The sequence below is a fragment of the Sphingomonas rosea genome, from assembly GCF_039538065.1.
GTDB lineage: Bacteria > Pseudomonadota > Alphaproteobacteria > Sphingomonadales > Sphingomonadaceae > Sphingomicrobium > Sphingomicrobium rosea.
The window spans coordinates 2,047,520-2,068,004 of the sequence record NZ_BAABBR010000001.1; the positions used below are offsets into that span (position 1 = coordinate 2,047,520).

Consider the following 20,485-nt stretch of genomic DNA (forward strand, 5'->3'; position numbering starts at 1 on the left):
TGACTAGCCGTGCTTCCCACGGCAGGGCCCGCTCGCTAGAGGCAGCGCCATGTGTGGAATTGCAGGGATTTACGGGCCCGGCGCCGGCAACGAGCCGCTGCTTCGCCGGATGGGGGATCGCCTCCACCACCGCGGGCCCGATGCCGGCGCCGTGTGGAGCGACGCCGGGGCCGGGATCGGCCTGTCGCACCGGCGGCTAGCGATCGTCGACCTCAGCCCGCACGGCGCGCAGCCCATGGCCTCGGCCAGCGGCCGCTTCGTCATCTGCTTCAACGGCGAGATCTACAACCACCGCCAGATCCGGGCCGAGCTCGAAGCCGTGGGCGCAGCCCCCGAGGGCGGCTGGCGCGGGCACAGCGACACCGAGACGCTGCTCGAGGGCATCGCCCACTGGGGTCTCGAGGCGACCATCGCCAAGGCCGTCGGCATGTTCGCGCTGGCCTTGTGGGACCGGGCCGAGCGCCGGCTGTTCCTCGTCCGCGACCGCTTCGGCGAGAAGCCGCTCTACTACGGCTGGGTCGGCCGCGACCTCGTGTTCGCGTCCGAACTCAAGGCCATCACCGGCGTTCCGGGCTTTGCCGCCGAGATCGACCGCGAGGCGCTCGCCGCCTTTGCATCGCGGACCAACGTGCCCGCGCCGCTCTCCATCTATCGCGGCATCTTCAAATTGCCGCCCGCGACGATCCTGCGGATCGAGGGCTCGCCCGCGCCGCTGACCCGGCCGCCGGCGGTGGGGACGCGCGGGGAGGGGCTCTCGCTCCACGCTTACTGGTCCTACCCGCAGGTTGTCGGCGCCGGCATCGCCGACCGCTTCACCGACGAGACCGAGGCGCTCGACGCGGTCGAGCAATCGCTCCGCACCGCCATCGCCGACCAGGCGGTCGCCGACGTTCCGGTCGGCGCCTTCCTCTCGGGCGGGTTCGACAGCTCCACCGTGGTCGCGCTCTACCAGCAGGTCTCGGGCGCGCGGGTAAAGACCTATTCGATCGGCTTCACCGAAGAAGGCTATGACGAGGCGCCCCACGCCAGGGCGGTTGCGGCGCATCTCGGCACCGAACATCACGAAATGTACGTCAGCGCGGACGAGGCGCTGGCCGTGCTGCCGAGCCTGCCGACCATGTACGACGAGCCCTTCGCCGACAGCTCGCAGATCCCGACCTTCCTCGTCAGCCGCTTCGCCCGCTCCGACGTCACCGTGGCGCTGACCGGCGACGGCGGCGACGAATTGTTCGGCGGCTACAACCGCCACGTCATCGGGCCCGCCATGTGGGACAAGCTGAGCGCGCTTCCGCCGGGCCTCCGCGCGCTCGGCCAGCCGCTCGCCAACCTTCCCCAGCGCTGGTTCGAGCTCCTCGTCCGCAGCGGCGGCAAGGGTGCGGGCGCGGCGCGGATCGCCAAGGGGCTCAAGGTCGCGACCAGCGCGCGCTCGCCGCTCGACGTCTATGCCAGCTTCATCGACGAATGGGCGTTCGAGCCGTGCCCGGTGCTCGGCGCCACCAAGCCCGCGCCGGCCGCCCTGTCGGTCGCGGGCGCGAGCCCGGCCGAACTAATGATGCTGAGCGACGCGCTCGGCTACCTGCCCGACGACATCCTCGCCAAGGTCGACCGCGCCTCGATGGCGGTCAGCCTCGAGACCCGCGTGCCGTTCCTCGACCACCGCGTCGCCGAAGTCGCGGCGCGCGTGCCGGTGGGCATGAAGATCGCCGACGGGCGCGGCAAGCTGCCGATCCGCCGGATCCTCGACCGCCACGTCCCGCGCGCGCTCACCGACCGCCCCAAGGCGGGCTTCGGCATTCCGGTCGGCGAATGGCTGCGCGGGCCGCTCAAGGGCTGGGCCGACGACCTCCTGTCCGAAGACCGCCTCCGCCGAGAGGGGCTGTTCGACGTCGATGCCGTACGTAAACGCTATGCGGCGCACCAGTCGGGGCACCGCGACAGCACCCCGGCATTGTGGGCGATCCTGATGTTCGAGGCGTGGCGCGAGGCGCAGACCGCGGCGGTGGGCGCGGCCGCCTAGCCCTCGACCGCGCGCCCGCCCTCGAGGCGAACCAGCCGGTCACAGCCCGCGAGGATCGCCGGCCGATGGGCGATGAGGAGCAGGGTCGTCCCCGCCGCCTGCAGCGCGTCGAGCGCCGCCAGCACATGCGCTTCGGACTGCGGATCGAGCGCGCTGGTCGCCTCGTCGAGCACCAGCAGCGGCGCCGGCGCATAGAGCGCGCGGGCCAGCGCCAGCCGCTGCCTTTGCCCGCCCGACAGCAATTGCCCGCGCTCGCCCACCCGCGTCTCGTAGCCACGCGGCAATCCGCTGATCAGTTCGTGCAAGCCCACCTGCCGCGCGGCCTGCACGATCCGGACATAGTCGGGCGCGTCGTCCATGAAGGCGATGTTGCGCGCGATGCTGTCGTCGGCGAGGAACGGCGCCTGCGGCACATGCGCCACGTTGCGCTGCCACGCCTCGATATTCCCGCCGCCGAGCGCAACGCCATCGACCAGGAGCCGACCGCGATCGGGCGCGAGCAGCCCCATGACGAGGTCGGCAAGCGTGCTCTTGCCGCTGCCGCTCCGCCCGACCAGCGCCACCCTTTCGCCCTTGCGGATGGTGAGGGACACGCCCTCGAGCACCGGTTGCGCCCGGCCCTGATAGGCGAAGGACACGTCCTCGAGCGCGATGTCGTCGGTGAAGGGCAGGGGCGTCGGGCGCGCCGTGCCGTCGAGGTCGGGTCCCGCGAGCATTGCCGCCAGCCGCTGTTGCACGCCGCGCGTGGCGCGCCAGCTGTTGACCGCCGCGCTCACCGCCTGGAGCTGGGGGAGGAGGCGCTGCGCGCCGAGCGCCAGCGCGCCGAGCGTCGGAAGCGCGGCCGCGAGCCCGCCCGGCCGTCCCGCGACCCAGGCCGCGACCAGCGCCAGCGCGACCAGCCCGAGGCTCTCGACCAGGATCCGCGGAACGCCGTTCAGGATCGCGAGGCGCGTGCGGTTGTCGGCCAGCTGCCGGTCGATCGCCCGGAAGCGCTCGGCCGCGACCCCGCGCGCGCCGGCGAGGATCAGTTCGCGGAGCGCGCCGACATGGTCCTGCACCGCCGCGACCCGCGCCTCATAGTCATGGCCGAGCGTGTCGCTTCCGCGGTGCAGCGCGGGACGGACGAGGAGCGTCGTCAGCACGAACAGGCCGCCGAGGAGCGCGCCCGCCGCCAGCGCCGCAATCGGATCGACCCACAACAGCCCGATCAGGATGCCTGCCCCCAGAACGGCAGCGCTTGCCCCCTGAAGCACCGGCATCAGGCCCGAGAACAGCCACTGCTCGACCAGTTCCATCGCCGCGAGCGGGCCGCTGCTCCGTGCCTCGGCATGCGCCTGCCAGTCGCGCGCGAGCACCCGGCGCTGGACCGCGACGAGCAGCCGGTGACCGGTCTCGAACGCGAGGCGCTGGTTGGCGGCGAGGAGCAGCAGGCGCACCGCGGCGGCGACCAGCACCGCGCCGGCGAACAGCGCCAGCCGCGTCCGCGGCAGGTCCGCCGCCGTGCCCCCGAGCCAGTCGCGGAACAAGGCCGCCAGCGCGGCGAGGCTGGCGAACTCGGCCACCCCGCCGACCAGGGTCAGCATGCCGAGCAGGACCAGCCGTCGGCGCCCCTCGCGCCCCAGCGCCCCGGTCAGCAGCCGAAGCGGATTGTCGCCGCTCATCGCCGTCCGGCCAGCAGCGCCGGGTGCCGCCGCGCGAGCCACAGGAGGAGGGTCGGCAGGATCATCGTCCCCAGCATGTCGCGCGCGCCCTCGCCGAGCTGCATCGCAAGGTCGGGCCAGCGCTCGAACCACAGGTCGTAGACCTCGTTCGCGGTCTCGAGCAGCAGCACCAGCGCCCACGGGCGGATGTCCGCCACCGACCGGCGCATCAGGCCCGCGAAGACCAGCTGCAGGATGACGCCCAGCAGCACGTGGAGCGTGTCCATCGGCCAGCCGGTGGCATGCGCCACCAGCTCCTTGAACGCATACCAGTCCCGCAGTTCCGGCGTCATCGCGCCGCGAAGCGCTCCGACAGCGTCGCCAGCGAGGGATCGTGCGTGAGGTCGAGGTGGAGCGGGGTCACCGACACATAGCCGTCGGCCACTGCCTCGAGGTCGGTCATGTGCCCCGGCGTCTCGACCGACGGCCCGAGCCCGAACCAGTAATAATTGTAGCCGCGCGGGTCGGTGCGCTGGACGATCCGGGTCCGGCCGTAATCGCGGATTCCCTGGCGCACGACGCGCACGCCCTTGACGTCGCCGGGCGCGAGCGCGGGGAAATTGACGTTGGTGAGCGTGCCCGCGGGCATCTCGGTGTCGAGCAGTTCCTTGAGCACCCGCGGCGCCCAGGCCTCGGCCGCCGCGAAGGGCACCGTGTCGCCCATGCCTTCCTTGGCATAGACCTGGCTCAAGGCGATCGCGCGAACGCCCGCGAGCGCCCCTTCCATCGCCGCGCTGACCGTGCCCGAATAAGTGACGTCCTCGGCAAGGTTGGCGCCGCGATTGATCCCCGACAGGATCACGTCGGGCCGCTGGTCGGGCATCAGGTGGAACAGCGCCATGAGCACCGAATCGGTCGGCGTCCCCGCCACCGCGAATCGTTTCTCGCCGAGCTTGCGCAGCCGCACCGGCCGGGTCAGCGTCAGCGAATGGCCGGTGCCCGACTGTTCCTCGGCAGGCCCCACGATCCACAGGTCGTCGGTGAACTGCCGCGCGACCTCCTCGAGAAGCTTCAGCCCCGGGGCATGGACCCCGTCGTCATTGGTGAGGAGGATGCGCATGGCCGAGCGCTATGCGGTGGGGCCGGGGCGCACGCAACCGCGGCTGCGCCATTTTGGCAACATGAGACCTGAAAGCCGAATTTCACCGCTTGTTCAGGAGAGCCGACCTAAGTAGAGGCGCCGCAGGGGTTTATCGGCCGCTTCCGAGGCTATGTATCGGAAAGGCCTAGTGTTCGCCCCGATTGTCCCGGGATTCGCCGGGTCGACCGGTGGCGGGTGTGCTTTGGGTTGGTACCGGCGCGCCATGCTGGACGAGGCTCGTCGTTTCCGATCCGTCAGGGGAGGGGATGATGGCTACCGCGTTGAGCGACATTTACGAGACACCGGAACCGTTTGATCGGATCACCCTTCCCGACGGCTACCGCCCGTCCGACCAGGAAGAATTCATGAGCCCGATGCAGCGGGCCTATTTCCTCGCCAAGCTCAAGGCCTGGAAGGACTCGATCGTCGAGGAAAGCCGGGCAACCATGGCCCAGCTCCAGGTCGACACGCTGCGCGAACCCGACATTGCCGACCGCGCCTCGAGCGAGACCGATTGGGGGATCGAGCTTCGCACCCGCGACCGGCAGCGCAAGCTCATCGCCAAGATCGACGCCGCCATCCGCCGCCTCTACGCGGGCGAATATGGCTATTGCGAAGTGACCGGTGAGCCGATCGGGATCGGCCGCCTCGAAGCCCGTCCGATCGCGACCATGACCCTCGAAGCGCAGGAGCGCCACGAGCGGGTCGAAAAGGTGAGTCGCGACGATTGAGCCCGCCTCACGCCCCCTGCTGAAGGGGGCGTTCGGCGGGCCCGTCGGATCAGTGCACGGTCAGGCCGAGCATCTCATCCTTGAGGCGTAGCTTTTCCTTCTTGAGCTTGTGGAGAAGGATGTCGTCGGGGTTGGGTCGCCGCTCTTCCGCATCGATCTGCGACTGAACCGCGGCATGTTTTGATGCGAGTGCCTCGACGTGTGCCTTTTCCATCGTGTGTCATTCCCTTTCGATTGGTGTGACAGCCGTGAGAAGAAACCACGAAAGCGCGTGTTTGTCCCGTCCATTTTGCGCCATTTGCCGCACCAACCCCGCGACTTGCCGTGACCGGCCCGCGATCATCCGGTAACAACCGCGCCGTCATCCGATTGCCGAGGCCATGAACGACGATCAGCCCACCGCCCGCCTCGAAGCGCTTCGCGCCGAGCATCGCATCCTCGACGCCGAGATCCGCGCGATCCTGGCGACGGGCGAGGCCGACATGCTGGCGGTGGCGCGGATGAAGAAGCGCAAGCTTCGGCTCAAGGACGAAATCCAGCTCCTCCTCGACCGTTCGACCCCCGACATCATCGCGTGACGGGCAGGGGCGAACGTCCCGCAGCGGGACGCAAAGCGACGGACCGAAGCGGGCGGGCGTTCCCGATGCGAAGCACAAGCGTTATCACGGAAGCCGCATGAACGACGTCACGCCCCTTGGAGCCACCGGCAGCCGGATCACGCCGCGACTGGTCGAGAGCCTCTACACCGAGGCGATGCTGCTCGCCGACGAGGCGCGGACCTATTTCGACGTGGCCGGGCGGGCCGAGCGCGACGGGCTCGATCCCTTCGTCCGCGTCGGTTTCGCCTGCGAATCGCTCAAGGTCACCACGCGCCTCATGCACATCATCGCCTGGCTCCTGACCCAGCGCGCGGTCGAGACCGGCGAGCTGACCGCCACGGCCGGCCGCCGGCCCGAGCGGCGTCTCGGCCATGCGGGCGCGAGCGATCCCGCGGTGGTCGAGCAATTGCCGGGCGGCGCCCGCGCGCTTATCGCGTCGAGCACCGACCTCTACGAACGCGTTCGCCGCCTCGACGAGGACCAGCTGGTCGAAGAACCGCCCGCCAGCCCGGCGCGCGCGTTGATGGGCCGGCTCGAGCGCGACCTCATCTGGAACGCGCCGCGCTGACCGGCTAGTCCGGGGCGCGTGACCCACGGACAAATCCTCCACCCCGGCCCGCGCCTGCTGATCGGCAACGGCCGCACCGCCGAACTCGGCGATCATCTGCCTGCCGGACCGATCCTCGTCGTGACCGATACGTTCGTGCGCGGCTCGGGCCTGCTCGATCCGCTGCTCGGCGTGCTGGGCGAGCGCGCGACGGTGTTCGACGCGGTCGAGGCCGATCCCAGCCGCCGCACCCTGCTCGCCGCGGTCGAGGCGGGAAGGGCGGCCGGTGTCGCCGTCGTGATCGGCTTCGGTGGCGGAAGCCCGATGGATGTGGCCAAGCTCGCCGCCTATCTCCTTGGCTCGGGCGACGATCTCGACAGCATCTGGGGGGTCGGCCTCGCCACGGGCCGCCGCCTGCCTTTGGCGCTGGTCCCGACCACCGCGGGTACGGGGTCCGAAGCCACCCCGGTCGCGGTCATCACGGTCGAGGGCGACGAGAAGCGCGGCGTCAACAGCCCGGCGCTCATCCCCGACATCGCCGTGCTCGACGCCGGCCTCACCGTCGGCAAGCCGCGCGCGCTCACCGCCGCCACCGGCATCGACGCCATGGTCCACGCGATCGAGGCCTTCACTTCGGCCAGAGCGAAGAACCCGGTCAGCGACATGGCTGCGCGTGAGGCGCTCCGCCTCCTCGGCGCCAATCTCGTCACCGCGTGCGAGGAGCCCGGCAACCTCGCCGCACGCGAGGCGATGCTGCTCGGCGCGCACCTTGCCGGACTCGCCTTCGCCAATGCCCCCGTCGCCGGGGTCCACGCGCTCGCTTATCCCTTGGGCGGCATCCACCACCTGCCCCACGGACTCACCAATGCGCTGATGCTGCCGCACGTCCTTGCCTTCAACATGGCGGCCGCGCGCGAACCTTATGCCGAACTCGCCGCGATCCTCGATCCCGACTGCGCCCGCCTTGGCACGCAGGGCGCCTCGGCCCGGCTGATCGAGATCATGGAAGGGCTGATCCTCGCCACCGGCCTCCAGCCGCGGCTGCGCGACCACGGCATCGACCGCGCCGAGGCGCCGATGCTCGCGCGCGAGGCGATGAAGCAGCAGCGCCTGCTCGTGAACAATCCCGTGGCCATCGGTGAGGACGACGCCCGCCGTCTCTACGAGCTCGCCTGGTGAGCCGGCCGACCCCGCCCGCCCGCGCCGAATTCGGCTACTGGCACCGCCTCAGCCTGCGCTGGTCGGACAATGACGTCTACGGCCACGTCAACAACGCCATCTATTACCAGTGGTTCGACAGCGCGGTGAACAGCTTCCTCGTCGGCAAGGGCCTGCTCGACGTGATGGCCGGCGATCCCATCGCGCTCGTGGTGAGCACGGGCTGCGACTATTTCGCGCCGCTCGAATATCCGGGCGAGGTGGAGATCGGCCTCGCGGTCGCCGACCTCGGCCGCTCGAGCGTCCGCTACCGGATCGCCGCCTTCGCGCCGGGCGCCGACGAAGCCGCGGCGGCAGGCCATTTCACCCACGTCGCGGTCAGCCGCGCCGAGCGCCGCCCCGTGCCGTGGCCCGACGCCTGGCGCGCGGTGTTCGAAACGCTCGCCTAAACCCCGATCCGCGCCTTCGCCGCGGCATATTCCTGCTTCCAGCGCTCGACCAGGGCACCGGCCGGCTGGACCTCGTGGATCGCACCGATCCCTTGGCCCGAGCCCCAGATATCCTTCCACGCCTTGGCTGCATTCGCCCCGCCGAAGCTCATCGCCTCGGGGCTGCTTTCGGGCAGCTTGTCGGGATCGAGCCCAGCCTTCTCGATCGACCCGCGCAGGTAATTGCCGTGAACCCCGGTGAAGAGGTTCGAATAGACGATGTCCTTGGCCGAGCCCTCGACGATCCCCTGCTTGTAGGCCTCTTCCGCGCGTGCCTCGTCGGTCGCGATGAACGGCGAGCCGATATAGGCGAGGTCGGCGCCCATCGCCTGCGCGGCGAGGATCGCGTCGCCGGTCGCGATCGAGCCCGACAAAGCGAGCGGCCCGTCGAACCAGGCGCGGATCTCCTGGATCAGCGCGAACGGCGACCAGCGCCCGGCATGCCCGCCCGCGCCCGCGGCGACCGCGATCAGCCCGTCGGCGCCCTTTTCAACCGCCTTGCGCGCATAGCGGTCGTCGATCACGTCGTGGAGCGTGATCCCGCCCCAGCCGTGGACCGCGTGATTGAGCTCCTCGCGCGCGCCGAGCGAGGTGATGACGATCGGCACCTTCCACTTGGCGCAGGTCGCGACATCTTCCTCGAAGCGGGTGTTCGAGCGGTGGACGATCTGGTTGACCGCATAAGGCACCGCCGGACGGTCGGGATTGGCGCGATCGTGCTCGGCCAGCGCTTCGGTGATTTCATGGAGCCACTCGTCGAGCTGGCTCTGCGGGCGGGCGTTCAGCGCCGGAAAGCTGCCGACCACGCCGGCCTTGCACTGCGCGATGACCAGCGCCGGATTGGACACAATGAACAGGGGCGCGCCGACCACCGGCAGTTGAAGCGTGTCGAAAACGGCAGGAAGCGGCATGAATCCCCCAAAAAAGATGGTTTCGGCAAAAGGGCTAGCAGCGCGGCCCGCGACAGGCAAAGCCGACCTTTCGTCAATTGCCTATCGTTCCGCCAACGCGTTATACCCAGGGTGAAAGGTAGGGGCTTATGCGCCCCGCTGCAGGCTTAATGGATGCCGTGACGACCACCAGCTTCGCGACGCTCGATCCGTCGCTGTGGCAGCAACTGGCCGACCACATCGCGCACCTCGTGTGGATGGCGGGCGGGGACGGTCGCTCCGCCTGGTTCAACCGGCGCTGCACCGAGTTCACCGGGGTCAGCAACGAGGCGCTGCAGGCGCGCGGTTGGCTCGAATTCATCCATCCCGAGGATTCGGCACGGGTCATCGCCGAGTGGGAGTCCGCCGTCGCGGCCGCGCGCCCCTACGAAGCGGTCTACCGGATCCGCGGCAAGGACGGCATCTACCGCCGCTTTCTCGCCCGGGCCGAGCCGAGCTTCGATCCCGACGGCACCGTCCGATGCTGGTTCGGGACCAGCACCGACATTTCCGTCCAGGTCGAGGCCGAGGAGCGCGCCCAGCGCTCGGCCGAGCGGCTCGCCAAGGCCGCGCAGCTCGCCGACATGTTCGTGTGGGAATCGGATCGGGTCACGCGCACCACCAGCTGGGGCGAGAATGCCGCCGAGGTGCTCGACGTCCCCGCCGAGGAGCTTCCGACCGGGCCCAACGGGGGGACCTTTTTCGTCGACGAGGCCGAGAAGCACCGACTGGTCGCCGCGGTCGAGGAGGCCGTCGCCCACCGGCGCCAGCAGCTCACCATCGACTTTCGCGGCAGCGACGGGCGCCATTGGCGCGGCCATTGCGGCTTCGTCTACGATCCCGACGGGCGCCTTCAGCGTGTCTATGGCGCAACCCGTGACGTCTCGGCCGAAGCGGCGGACCAGCGCCGCAACGCCTATCTCCTGCGCCTCGACGCCGCCCTTCGCGCGACCGACGCCGCGCTCGATGCCAAGCGCGTCGCGGCCGAAACGCTGAGCCGCGAACTTGGCGCGGACCGTGTTCTCTACGCCGACGTGGTCGCGCTCGACCCCGCCACCCTGCGGATCGAGGCGGAATATCTCGGAGATGGCGTGGCCTCGATCGCGGGAACCCATCATGTGCCCGCACCGATCGCAGCGCTCCACGCGCGCGGTGAACCGGTCGTCACGTCCGACTTCCGGGCGGATCCCGCGCTCGTCTCGGCGGCGGCGGATCCGGCGGTCAGCGATTTGCCGCTTGTCGCGCTGATCGACATTCCGCTCCTGCGCGAAGGCAAGCTCGTTGGCATGCTCACCGTCCACATGCTTGAGCAGCGCCGGTGGACCGCCGAGGAAGTCGCGCTCGCGACCCTCACCGCCGAGCGGACCTGGGAAGCGGTCGAGCGCGCCCGCGCCGAGGAACAGCAGCGCCTCACCGCCGACGAGATCGCGGTTACCTACAGCACCGCGCCCATCGGCCTCGCCGTCGTCGACCACCAACTTCGCTATGTCCGCGTCAACCAGCGGCTGGCCGAAATGAACGGCATCCCCGCCGCCGACCATATCGGCAAGACGCTGGGCGAAGTCGTCCCCGACCTCAGCGGCGCGCTCGGCCAGGCCATCAAACGCGCGCTCGCCGGCGAGGAAGTTCGCGGCTTCGAGGTCAGCGGAGAAACCGCTTCCGCCCCCGGCGTCGTCCGCACCTGGCGCGAGAACTGGCTTCCGATCCGCGACGCCGACGGCAAGGTCACCGGCGCCGCCGGCTCGATCGAGGAGATCGCGTCCGCCGAGCGCCTCCGCGCCGAGGCCGAGGAACGCTACCGGACCATCTTCAACTCGGCCGCCGTCGGCATCGCCCGGGTTGCCCCCGACGGCGCCTTTCTCGAGGTCAACGATCGGCTGTGCGAGATCGTCGGCCGCTCGCGCGAGGCGATCCTGCAGGGCGGCTGGCGCGACCTCACCCATCCCGACGACCTCGCCGCCGACCTGGCGCAGGTCGAGCGCGCGCTCGCCGGCGAGATCGACAGCTACCGGCTCGAGAAGCGCTACCTCGATGCCGAGGGCAAGCCGGTCTGGATCAACCTCACGGTCTCGACCGAGCGCAATTCCGACCGCAGCGTCCGCTATTTCATCTCGATCATCGAGGACATCACCGAGCGCCGCCAGCGCGAGGACGCGCTGCGCACCAGCGAGCAGCGCGTGCGGGTCGCCAACGACCATGCCGAGGTCGGCTTCTGGGATGTCGACGTGGTCAACGACACGCTCACCTGGTCGCCCCACGTCCGGATGATGTTCGGCGTCTCGCCCGACGTTCCGGTCACGCTCGCCGACTTCTATGACGGCCTTCATCCCGAGGACCGCGAGCATACGGTCGCCGCCTATCTCGCCGCCGCCGATCCCGCGCGACAGGCGCTTTACGACGTCGAATATCGCACCATCGGCAAGAATGACGGGGTCGTCCGCTGGGTCGCGGCCAAGGGCAGGGGCATCTTCTCCGACGACGGCCGTTGCCTGCAGGTCGTCGGCACCGCCATCGACGTCACCCAGCGCAAGGAAGCCGAGGACGCGCTTCGCCGGAGCGAGCAGGAATTGCGCCTCCGCCTGAACGCCATCCCCCAGATGGTCTGGTCGACGCGCCCCGACGGCTACCACGATTTCTACAACGAGCGCTGGTACGAATTCACCGGCATGCCCGCGGGCACGACCGACGGCGAGGAATGGAACGGCATGTTCCATCCCGACGACCAGGAGCAGGCGTGGGCGCGCTGGCGCCAGTCGCTCGCCACCGCCGAGCCCTACGAGATCGAATATCGCCTTCGCCACCACAGCGGCGACTATCGCTGGGTGCTCGGCCGCGCGCTGCCGATCCTCGATTCGGCGGGCGAGGTCCGGCGCTGGATGGGCACCTGCACCGACATCGACGACCGCAAGGCCGCCGAGCGGGCGCTGCTCGAAAATGAAGCGCAGCTTCGAGCCATCCTCGAAGCGGTCCCGGTCGGGCTCATGTTCTCGGACGCGAGCGGGCAACTGACGGGGGGCAATGACCAGATCATCGAGTTCCTCGGCCACGACCTCGTCCCGAGCGCCAACGAGCAAACCTATGGCGAGGACTATGTCGCCTTCCACGCCGACGGCCGCCGGGTCGAAAGCCACGAATATCCGCTCGCCCGCGCGCTTGCCGGCGAGGAACGGCCCGAACTCGAATGCCGGGTCCGGCGCGGCGACGGGTCGCTGCGCTGGCTGCGCTACGTCGCCGCGTCGGTCCGCGGTCCAGCGGGCGAGATTGCCGGCGGCGTGGTCGCCTCGATCGACATCGACCGCGAGAAGCAGCTGACCGAGGGCCTCGAGCGCGAAGTCGAGAAGGTCATCACCGAGCGCGAGGCGGCGCAGGAGGCGCTCCGCCAGAGCCAGAAGCTCGAGGCGATGGGCCAGCTGACCGGCGGCGTCGCGCACGACTTCAACAACCTCCTCACCCCCATCATCGGCAGCCTCGACCTCCTCCAGCGCAAGCAGATCCTCGACGAGCGCACTGGCCGTCTCGTCGACGGTGCGCTGACGTCGGCCGAGAAAGCGCGCGTGCTCGTCCAGCGCCTGCTCGCCTTCGCCCGCCGCCAGCCGCTCCAGACGCAGGCGATCGACATCGGCCGGATCGTCACCGAGATGAGCGAGCTGATCGATTCGACCTCGGGCCCCCGCGTCCGGGTGCGCACCGAGGTCCCCGCCGACCTCCCGCCCGCGCTCGCCGATTCAAACCAGCTCGAAATGGCGCTCCTCAACCTGAGCGTGAACGCGCGCGACGCCATGCCCGACGGCGGCACGCTCACCATCGCCACCCGCGCGAGCGGCGGCGGGGAGGGGGCGAAGCTCGGCCTCACCGGCGAGCGCCATGTCGTCCTCAGCGTCAGCGACACCGGCGTCGGGATGGACGAGGAGACCCGCCGCCGCGCGATCGAGCCCTTCTTCTCGACCAAGGGCATCGGCAAGGGCACGGGCCTCGGCCTCTCGATGGTCCACGGCCTCGCCGCCCAGCTCGGCGGCGCGCTCGACATCCGCTCGGTGCCGGGCATGGGCACCACCATCGAACTGTGGCTGCCGATGGCGAGCGGGGGAATCGCGGCGGGCGTCGCCGACGCTCCCGACGCCGAGGTGCAGGGCGCCGGCACCGCGCTCCTGGTCGACGACGACGAACTGGTCCGCGCCTCGACCTCGGGCATGCTCGGCGACCTCGGCTACCGCGTGATCGAGGCCGACAGCGGCGAGGCTGCCCTCGCCCTCATCGAGAAGGGCGAGCGCTTCGACCTCCTCGTCACCGACCAGCTGATGCCCGGCATCAGCGGCACCGACCTCGCCGTCCAGCTCCGCCAGCGCCGCGAGGACCTGCCGGTGCTGATCGTCTCGGGCTATGCCGATCTCGAAAGCCTGTCGCCGGCCTTCCCGCACCTCAGCAAGCCGTTCCGCCAGGCCGAGCTCGCGACCGCGCTCGAAAAGGTCCAGCCCGACTGACCGGCAGGCCGCACGTGACGTAGGCCGCCCACGCCTTTATGCGCGCTGTCATGAGCAGCAATCAGATGTGGGGCGGCCGCTTCGCCGCGGGGCCGAGCGCCATCATGCAGGCGATCAACAACAGCCTGCCGGTCGACCGCCGCCTGTGGCGCGAGGATCTCGCGGGCTCGAAGGCCCACGCTGCCATGCTGCGCGATTGCGGGATCATCGACGCCGACGACGCCGCCGCCATCCTTTCGGGCCTCGACTCCATCGAAGCCGAATTCGAGGCCAATGGCGTGCCCGATCGGCCCGATCTCGAGGACATCCACATGCTGGTCGAGGCGCGGCTCGCCGAACTGATCGGCCCCGCCGCCGGCCGTCTCCACACCGCCCGCTCGCGCAACGACCAGGTGGCGACCGACTTCAAGCTGTGGACCCGTGGCGCCTGCCGTGAGGCCGCGTCGGCCATCGTCGCGCTGCAGCAGGTGCTGGTCGCGCGCGCCGAGGAACATACCGGAACGATCATGCCCGGCTTCACCCATCTCCAGGTCGCCCAGCCGGTGACGCTCGGCCACCATCTCCTTGCCTATGCCGAGATGCTCCAGCGCGACGTGTCGCGGCTTCACGACGCCGACGAGCGCGCCGACGAATCCCCGCTCGGCGCGGCGGCGCTGGCGGGCACCGGCTTCGCCACCGACCGCGCCGCGACCGCCGACGCGCTCGGCTTCGCGCAGCCGACCGCCAACAGCCTCGACAGCGTCTCGGACCGCGACTTCGCACTCGATTATCTGGGCGCCGCGGCGCAATGCGCGCTGCACCTCTCGCGCCTCGCCGAGGAGCTGATCCTCTGGGCCTCGCCGCCCTTCGGCTTCGTGAAGCTTTCGGACCAATGGTCGACCGGCAGCTCGATCATGCCGCAGAAGCGCAACCCCGATGCGGCCGAGCTGGTGCGCGGCCATTCGGGCCGGATCGTCGGCCTTTTCACCGGCCTGATGATCACCATGAAGGGCCTGCCGCTCGCTTATTCAAAGGACATGCAGGACGACAAGGCGCCGACGTTCGAGGCGCACGACCTGCTGATGCTGAGCCTTGCCGCGCTCGCCGGCACGGTCGAGAGCGCGTCCTTCGTGCCCGAGAAGATGCGCGCCGCTGCCGCCTCGGGCTTCTCGACCGCGACCGATCTTGCCGACTGGCTGGTGCGCGAGGCCAACGTGCCCTTCCGCGAAGCCCACCACATCACCGGCCGCTCGGTGAAGGCCGCCGAGGACGCCGGCTGCGACCTCGCCGACCTGCCGCTCGAGACCCTGCAGGCCATCGACCCGCGCATCGACCGCCGCGTCTACGACGTCCTCACGGTCGAGGCCTCGGTCGCCAGCCGCACCAGCTATGGCGGCACCGCGCCCGACCAGGTCCGCGCGCAGGTCGCGCGCTGGAAGGAGCTGCTTCAGCCCCTTGATAAGTAGGATTTGGCCTGCTTGTCTGGAGCCGGACGCGCTGCGCCCGGCTCTTTCTCAACGCTGGCTCAAGGACCGCGAAAATCGACTCGCGGACCCCTGGACCTTCGAGACCTTGTTCAGCTTGGGCGTGCCGCTCAGCCGACCTTCTTCGCCCGCTGCGCCGCGATCCGCAGCCGCAGGGCGTTGAGCTTGATGAAGCCCGCGGCGTCACGCTGGTCGTAGCTGCCCGAGCCTTCCTCGAAGGTGACGAGGTCCTCGTCGTAGAGCGAATAGTCGCTCTCGCGGCCGATCACCGTGGCGTTGCCCTTGTAGAGCTTCATCGTGACCCGCCCCGTGACCATCTCCTGGCTCTTGTCGATCAGCGCCTGGAGCATCTCGCGCTCGGGCGCGAACCAGAAGCCATTGTAGATCAGGCTCGCATAGCGCGGCATGATCGAATCCTTGAGGTGCATCGCGCCGCCGTCGAGCGTGATGCTCTCGATGCCCCGGTGCGCGGCGAGCAGGATGGTCCCGCCCGGCGTCTCGTAGACCCCGCGGCTCTTCATGCCGACGAAGCGGTTCTCGACGAGGTCCAATCGGCCGATGCCATTGTCGCGCCCGAGCTCGTTGAGCTTGGTCAGCAGCGTCGCCGGGCTCATCGCCACGCCGTCGATCGCGACCGGATCGCCCTTCTCGAAGTCGATGGTGATGATTGTCGGCGTGTCGGGCGCGTCCTCGGGGCTGATCGTCCGCTGGTGGACATATTCCGGGGCCTCTTGCGCCGGATCCTCGAGCACCTTCCCCTCGCTCGACGAATGCAGCAGGTTGGCGTCGATCGAGAAGGGGCTTTCCCCGCGCTTGTCCTTCGCGATCGGGATCTGGTTCTTCTCGGCGAAGTCGATCAGCTGCTCGCGGCTGGCGAACTGCCACTCGCGCCACGGGGCGATGACCCGGATGTCGGGCTCGAGCGCATAATAGCCGAGCTCGAAGCGGACTTGGTCGTTGCCCTTGCCGGTCGCGCCGTGACAGACGGCATCGGCGCCGACCGCCCTCGCGATCTCGATCTGGCGCTTGGCGATCAGCGGCCGCGCGATCGAGGTGCCGAGCAGATACTGCCCCTCGTAGAGCGTGTTGGCGCGGAACATCGGGAAGACGAAGTCGCGGACGAACTCCTCGCGAAGGTCGTCGATGAAGATGTTCTCAGGTCGGATGCCGAGCATCTGCGCCTTGGCGCGCGCCGGCTCGACTTCCTCGCCCTGGCCGAGGTCGGCGGTGAAGGTGACGACCTCCGCATCATATTCCGTCTGGAGCCACTTGAGGATGATCGAGGTGTCGAGCCCGCCCGAATAAGCGAGCACGACCTTGAGCTTGGCCATGGGTTGTTCAGTCCTTCTGGAGGAGCCACATCAGCGCGCCGCGCGCACTGTGCATCCGGTTTTCCGCCTGCCGCCAGACCGCCGAGCGCGGTCCGTCGATGACGCTGGCGGTGACTTCCTCGCCGCGCCGTGCGGGCAGGCAGTGGAGGAAATGGGCTTGCGGTGCCCGCGCCATCAGCGCGTCGTTGACCTGGTAGGCGTGAAGGTCGGCGTTGCGGCGCTCGGCCTCGCTGTCCTGGCCCATCGACACCCAGACGTCGGTGTAGACGATGTCGGCACCCTCGACCGCGGCGAGGTCGGCGGTCTGGGCGACCCCGGCGGGGGCGTCGCTCAACTGATAACCCTCCGGCGCGACGATGGTCAGCGCGGCGCCGAGCATCGCGCAGCCCTGCGCGAGGCTGCGCGCGACATTGTTGTCGCCGTCGCCGACGTAGGCGACCTTGACGCCCTCGATCCCTCCGCAGAGCTGACGGATGGTGAGGAGGTCGGCGAGCGCCTGCAGCGGATGATCGCTGCCCGACAGCATGTTGACCACCGGCACCGGGCTCGCGGCGGCAAGCGCCTCGAGCAGGCCATGATCAAACACCCGCGCGCAGATCACGCCGTGGAAGCAGGCGAGGGTCCGGGCGATGTCCTCGACGCTCTCGCGCGTGCCGATCCCGAGCTCGCCCGGCGTCAGGTAGACGGGGTGGCCGCCAAGCTGATGGACCGCGAGCTCCATCGAGTTGCGGGTCCGGGCACTCGGCTTCTCGAAATAGAGCGCCGCGCCCTTGCCCGCGAGGACGGGGGCGGGGGCGTCCTCGGCAAGCGCGAGGATGGCGTCGAGGTCGCCCGGCGACAGGTCGGCGAGGCTGAGGAGATGGGTCACCAGTTCGCCTCCCGCTTGATCATCGTTCCGATGCCATGCTTGGTCAGCAATTCGATCAGCAACGCATGGGGTACGCGCCCGTCGATGATGTGGGCGAAGGGCACTCCATTGTCGACGGCGTCGGCGCAGGCGGTGAGCTTGGGGATCATGCCCCCGCCGACGCTGTCGTCCTCGATCCGCCGGCGAAGTTCCGCCGACGTGAGGCGAGGAATCAGGCTGGTTTCGTCCTTGGGATCGGCGAGCAGGCCGGGCGCCGCCGTGAGATAGACGATCTTCTCGGCGCCCATGGCGACGGCAATCGCCTTGGCCGCCTCGTCCGCATTGACGTTGAACGGCTGGCCCGACTCGTCTGCGCCGATGGTCGAGACGACGGGCACCATCCCGTCATCGAGCAGGCGCAGGAGAAGCTCGGCGCGGACCTCGGTCACGTCACCGACAAAGCCCAAAGCGGGATCGCGCTGGTCGACCCGGAGCAGGCCGGCATCCTCGCCCGAGACGCCCACCGCGACCGGCTCGTCGCCGGCCGACTTGTTGATGGTCGCGACGAGGTCGCGATTGATCTTGCCGACCAGCACCATGCGGACGATCTCGAGCGTCTCGCCATCGGTGACCCGGAGGCCGTCCTTGAACTCGGGCTGCTTGCCAACCCGGCGCAGCATGGCGTCGACCTGCGGACCGCCGCCGTGAACCACCACGCAGCGAACGCCGACCGAGCGGAGCAGCAGCACGTCCTGCGCCAGCGCCCGGTCGCTCTCGGGATCGATTGCCGCACCGCCCAGCTTCACCACCACCGCCTTGCCGGCGAACAGCTGGATGTAGGGGAGGGCGTCGACGAGGATTTCGGCGGTGCTGGTCGGCGTCAGCATGGTCTTGGCGAGCATGTCGTTCATGAGGTGACGCTGTTTTCCTTGATGTAGCCGGGCCCGAGATCGATCCCGATCATCCGCGCTTCGCCGCTGCCGCAGCCAAGCTGCACTTCGATCTGGAACTCGGTGCCGAGCATGTGCTCGGTCAATGCCTGGGCGTCGTGCGCGATCCCGATCCCGCCCTCGGCGACCTTGATCCCGCCATAGAGCACCGCGCTCTTCTCGACGTCCATCGCGACCCCCGCCGAGCCGGCGGCGGCGAGCAGGCGGCCCCAGTAGGGATCGGCGCCGTACCAGCTGCATTTGACGAGATTGTTCTCGGCGATGTTCTTCGCCGCGATCCGCGCCTCGGCATCGCTCGCCGCGCCGGTCACGTGGAGGTGGGCAAGGCGGGTCATGCCCTCGGCGTCATGCGCCATCTTGAGGGTGAGCTGGCGGCACGCTTCCTCGACCGCTCGGCCGAAGCCGTCGAGGTCGCCCGGCGCGCCCTTGCGGCCGCTGGCGAAGAGCATGGCGGTGTCGTTGGTCGAAGTCGCGCCATCGACGTTCAAGGTATTGAAGGTGGTGTTCGTCGCGGCCGCGAGCATCGCCTGGAGCGTCTCGCGCGGCACGTCGGCATCGGTGGTGAGGAAGGCAAGCATCGTCGCCATGTTGGGCGCGATCATCCCGCAGCCCTTGGCCATCCCGCCGATCGTCCAGCCGTCACCGCGAACCACGACTTCCTTGGCGACATGGTCGGTGGTGAGGATGCCGCGCGCGGCGTCGGCGCCGCCCTCGACCGACAGCGCGCTGGCGAGCTTCGGCACGGCCGGGAGGATGACGTCCATCGGCAGTGGCGTCCCGATGATCCCGGTCGAGCAGACGAGGACATGGTCGGTGCTGGCGTTGAGCGCGTTCGCGGCCGCGATCTGCATCGCCTGCGCGTCGCGATAGCCGGCCTGACCCGTCCCGGCATTGGCATTGCCGCTGTTGACGACCACCGCGCTCGCCCTGCCACCATTGGCGGCGAGCACCGCCTGGTCGAGCTGGACCGGCGGGGCCTTGAACTTGTTCTGGGTGAAGACTGCGGCGCATGTGACCGGGCGATGATCCTCGGTCGCAAGCAGGGCCATGTCGGGCTTCACCCGCTTGATCCCGGCATGAAGGCCGGACGCGATGAAGCCCTCGGGGGCGGTAACGCTCATGGGTACACTCCTTCGGCCGCGAGGCCGGCGGTCTCGTCGAGACCGAACATCAGATTGGCGCACTGGATCATCTGTCCGGCGGCGCCCTTGCCGAGATTGTCGATCGCACCGAGCATCACGACCCGGCCCGTACGCGCGTCGTAGCGGGCGGTGACGACCGCGCCGTTGCTGCCCGACACCCACTTGGTGGAGGGCGGGTCGTCGCTGACCCGGACGAACGGCTCGCCGGCATAGGCCTGGCGTAGCGCGGCGAGCGGGGCGTCGGGGTCCATCGGCTTGGCGGCGGCGGCGTAGCAGGTGGCGAGGATTCCGCGGGTCATGGGCGCGAGGTGCGGCGTGAAGAGGACGGTCGCGCCAAGCTCCTGCTCCATCTCGGCGGTGTGGCGATGGTTGAGCAGGCCGTAAGCGGCGAAGCTGCCGTCGACCGTGTTGAAGGCGGTCCCTTCCTTGACCGCGCGTCCCGCGCCGCTGACCCCGCTCGCCGCATCGACGATCAGGCTGTCGGGGTCGATCAGGCCCGCGTCGACCAGCGGCTTCACCGCAAGGATGGTCGCGGTCGGGTAGCAGCCGGCGGCCGCGACGGCCTGCGCCGACCGGATGGCGTCGCGGTGAAGCTCGGGGATGCCGTAGGCGAAGCGCTCGATCAGGGCGGGCGCGGCGTGCGGCTCGCCGTACCAGCGTGCATAATCCGCCGGGTCGCGCAGCCGGAAGTCGGCGCCGAGATCGACCAGCTTGAGGCCGCGCTCGAGGATCGCGCCCGCGATCTTCTGGCTTTCGCCGTGGGGGAGGGCGGCGAACACGAGGTCGATGCCGTCAAGTGCATCGTCCGAGAAGCGCTCGACCGCGACTTCGGCCATCGCGCCGCTCAACTGCGGGTGCACTGCGCCGAGCCGCTGACCGGCCTTGCTGTCCCCGAACAGCCGCGTCGGACGCAAGTCGGGATGCCGCGCGAGGAGTCGGAGCAATTCGCCGCCGACGTAGCCGGAGGCGCCGAGGATGGCGGTTCGAATCATGGGAGGCGGGCTATGCGCTCGTTTGCATG

18 protein-coding genes are annotated in these 20,485 nt (G+C 69.6%); 8 read left to right on the forward strand and 10 right to left on the reverse strand.

The window, feature by feature from the left end; translation table 11 throughout:
• Positions 1-49 precede the first annotated feature (49 nt).
• Complete coding sequence (gene asnB, locus ABD693_RS10090) at positions 50-2,017, forward strand: asparagine synthase (glutamine-hydrolyzing) (RefSeq protein ID WP_344696933.1); 1,968 nt, start codon at positions 50-52, stop codon at positions 2,015-2,017.
• On the opposite strand, the gene ABD693_RS10095 is transcribed toward asnB, so the two are convergent.
• Genes ABD693_RS10095 through surE form a run of 3 tightly spaced genes read right to left on the reverse strand, consistent with a single transcriptional unit; the run spans position 2,014 to position 4,777 of the window.
• Positions 2,014-3,678 carry an ABC transporter ATP-binding protein gene (locus tag ABD693_RS10095; protein WP_344696934.1) on the reverse strand — a complete coding sequence of 555 codons (1,665 nt, stop codon included), beginning with the start codon at positions 3,676-3,678 and terminating at the stop codon, positions 2,014-2,016. The genes asnB and ABD693_RS10095 overlap by 4 nt on opposite strands.
• Positions 3,675-4,010 (reverse strand): hypothetical protein, encoded by a 336-nt coding sequence (locus ABD693_RS10100; RefSeq protein WP_344696935.1) that lies wholly within the window; start codon positions 4,008-4,010, stop codon positions 3,675-3,677. Before ABD693_RS10100 ends, ABD693_RS10095 begins: the two co-directional genes overlap by 4 nt.
• Positions 4,007-4,777, reverse strand: a complete 771-nt coding sequence (surE, locus tag ABD693_RS10105) for a 5'/3'-nucleotidase SurE (protein ID WP_344696936.1) — start codon at positions 4,775-4,777, stop codon at positions 4,007-4,009. The genes ABD693_RS10100 and surE overlap by 4 nt, the downstream gene beginning before the upstream one ends.
• 290 nt (positions 4,778-5,067) lie before the next feature.
• Here surE and dksA point away from each other — a divergent pair, with 290 nt between their 5' ends.
• The gene (gene dksA, locus ABD693_RS10110; protein WP_344696937.1) at positions 5,068-5,529 is read left to right on the forward strand and encodes an RNA polymerase-binding protein DksA; all 462 of its coding nucleotides are present in this window, start codon (positions 5,068-5,070) and stop codon (positions 5,527-5,529) included.
• A 49-nt stretch (positions 5,530-5,578) separates the two neighbouring features.
• On the opposite strand, the gene ABD693_RS10115 is transcribed toward dksA, so the two are convergent.
• On the reverse strand, positions 5,579-5,743 hold the full coding sequence (locus ABD693_RS10115) for a DUF465 domain-containing protein (protein ID WP_344696938.1): 165 nt from the start codon (positions 5,741-5,743) through the stop codon (positions 5,579-5,581).
• A gap of 166 nt (positions 5,744-5,909) precedes the next feature.
• Here ABD693_RS10115 and ABD693_RS10120 point away from each other — a divergent pair, with 166 nt between their 5' ends.
• From ABD693_RS10120 to ABD693_RS10135, 4 genes are all read left to right on the forward strand, one after another.
• Positions 5,910-6,107, forward strand: a complete 198-nt coding sequence (locus ABD693_RS10120) for a YdcH family protein (protein WP_344696939.1) — start codon at positions 5,910-5,912, stop codon at positions 6,105-6,107.
• Positions 6,108-6,204: 97 nt separating this feature from the next.
• A complete protein-coding gene (locus tag ABD693_RS10125) occupies positions 6,205-6,696 on the forward strand; it encodes a DUF1465 family protein (protein ID WP_344696940.1) in 492 nt (163 codons plus the stop codon).
• A gap of 18 nt (positions 6,697-6,714) precedes the next feature.
• Positions 6,715-7,854, forward strand: coding sequence for an iron-containing alcohol dehydrogenase (locus ABD693_RS10130; protein ID WP_344696941.1), 1,140 nt, complete (start codon positions 6,715-6,717; stop codon positions 7,852-7,854).
• A complete protein-coding gene (locus ABD693_RS10135; RefSeq protein ID WP_344696942.1) occupies positions 7,851-8,282 on the forward strand; it encodes an acyl-CoA thioesterase in 432 nt (143 codons plus the stop codon). Before ABD693_RS10130 ends, ABD693_RS10135 begins: the two co-directional genes overlap by 4 nt.
• Here ABD693_RS10135 and ABD693_RS10140 read toward each other — a convergent pair.
• Positions 8,279-9,232: an NAD(P)H-dependent flavin oxidoreductase gene (locus ABD693_RS10140; protein WP_344696943.1), complete on the reverse strand. Its 954-nt coding sequence runs from the start codon at positions 9,230-9,232 to the stop codon at positions 8,279-8,281. The genes ABD693_RS10135 and ABD693_RS10140 overlap by 4 nt on opposite strands.
• A 158-nt stretch (positions 9,233-9,390) precedes the next feature.
• Between ABD693_RS10140 and ABD693_RS10145 the strand changes: the two genes are divergently transcribed.
• Positions 9,391-13,731, forward strand: coding sequence for a PAS domain S-box protein (locus ABD693_RS10145; RefSeq protein ID WP_344696944.1), 4,341 nt, complete (start codon positions 9,391-9,393; stop codon positions 13,729-13,731).
• Between the two features lie 65 nt (positions 13,732-13,796).
• Positions 13,797-15,176, forward strand: coding sequence for an argininosuccinate lyase (gene argH / locus ABD693_RS10150; RefSeq protein WP_344697615.1), 1,380 nt, complete (start codon positions 13,797-13,799; stop codon positions 15,174-15,176).
• 128 nt (positions 15,177-15,304) lie between these two features.
• Here argH and ABD693_RS10155 read toward each other — a convergent pair whose 3' ends face one another.
• The 5 genes from ABD693_RS10155 to argC are packed head-to-tail and all read right to left on the reverse strand — an operon-like array spanning position 15,305 to position 20,456.
• A complete protein-coding gene (locus ABD693_RS10155) occupies positions 15,305-16,525 on the reverse strand; it encodes an argininosuccinate synthase (RefSeq protein WP_344696945.1) in 1,221 nt (406 codons plus the stop codon).
• Positions 16,526-16,532: 7 nt separating this feature from the next.
• Positions 16,533-17,393 carry an ornithine carbamoyltransferase gene (gene argF, locus ABD693_RS10160; protein ID WP_344696946.1) on the reverse strand — a complete coding sequence of 287 codons (861 nt, stop codon included), beginning with the start codon at positions 17,391-17,393 and terminating at the stop codon, positions 16,533-16,535.
• Complete coding sequence (gene argB, locus ABD693_RS10165) at positions 17,390-18,283, reverse strand: acetylglutamate kinase (RefSeq protein ID WP_344696947.1); 894 nt, start codon at positions 18,281-18,283, stop codon at positions 17,390-17,392. The genes argF and argB overlap by 4 nt, the downstream gene beginning before the upstream one ends.
• Positions 18,280-19,443, reverse strand: a complete 1,164-nt coding sequence (argJ, locus tag ABD693_RS10170; RefSeq protein WP_344696948.1) for a bifunctional glutamate N-acetyltransferase/amino-acid acetyltransferase ArgJ — start codon at positions 19,441-19,443, stop codon at positions 18,280-18,282. The genes argB and argJ overlap by 4 nt, the downstream gene beginning before the upstream one ends.
• Complete coding sequence (gene argC, locus ABD693_RS10175) at positions 19,440-20,456, reverse strand: N-acetyl-gamma-glutamyl-phosphate reductase (protein ID WP_344696949.1); 1,017 nt, start codon at positions 20,454-20,456, stop codon at positions 19,440-19,442. Before argC ends, argJ begins: the two co-directional genes overlap by 4 nt.
• Between the last annotated feature and the right edge of the window lie 29 nt (positions 20,457-20,485).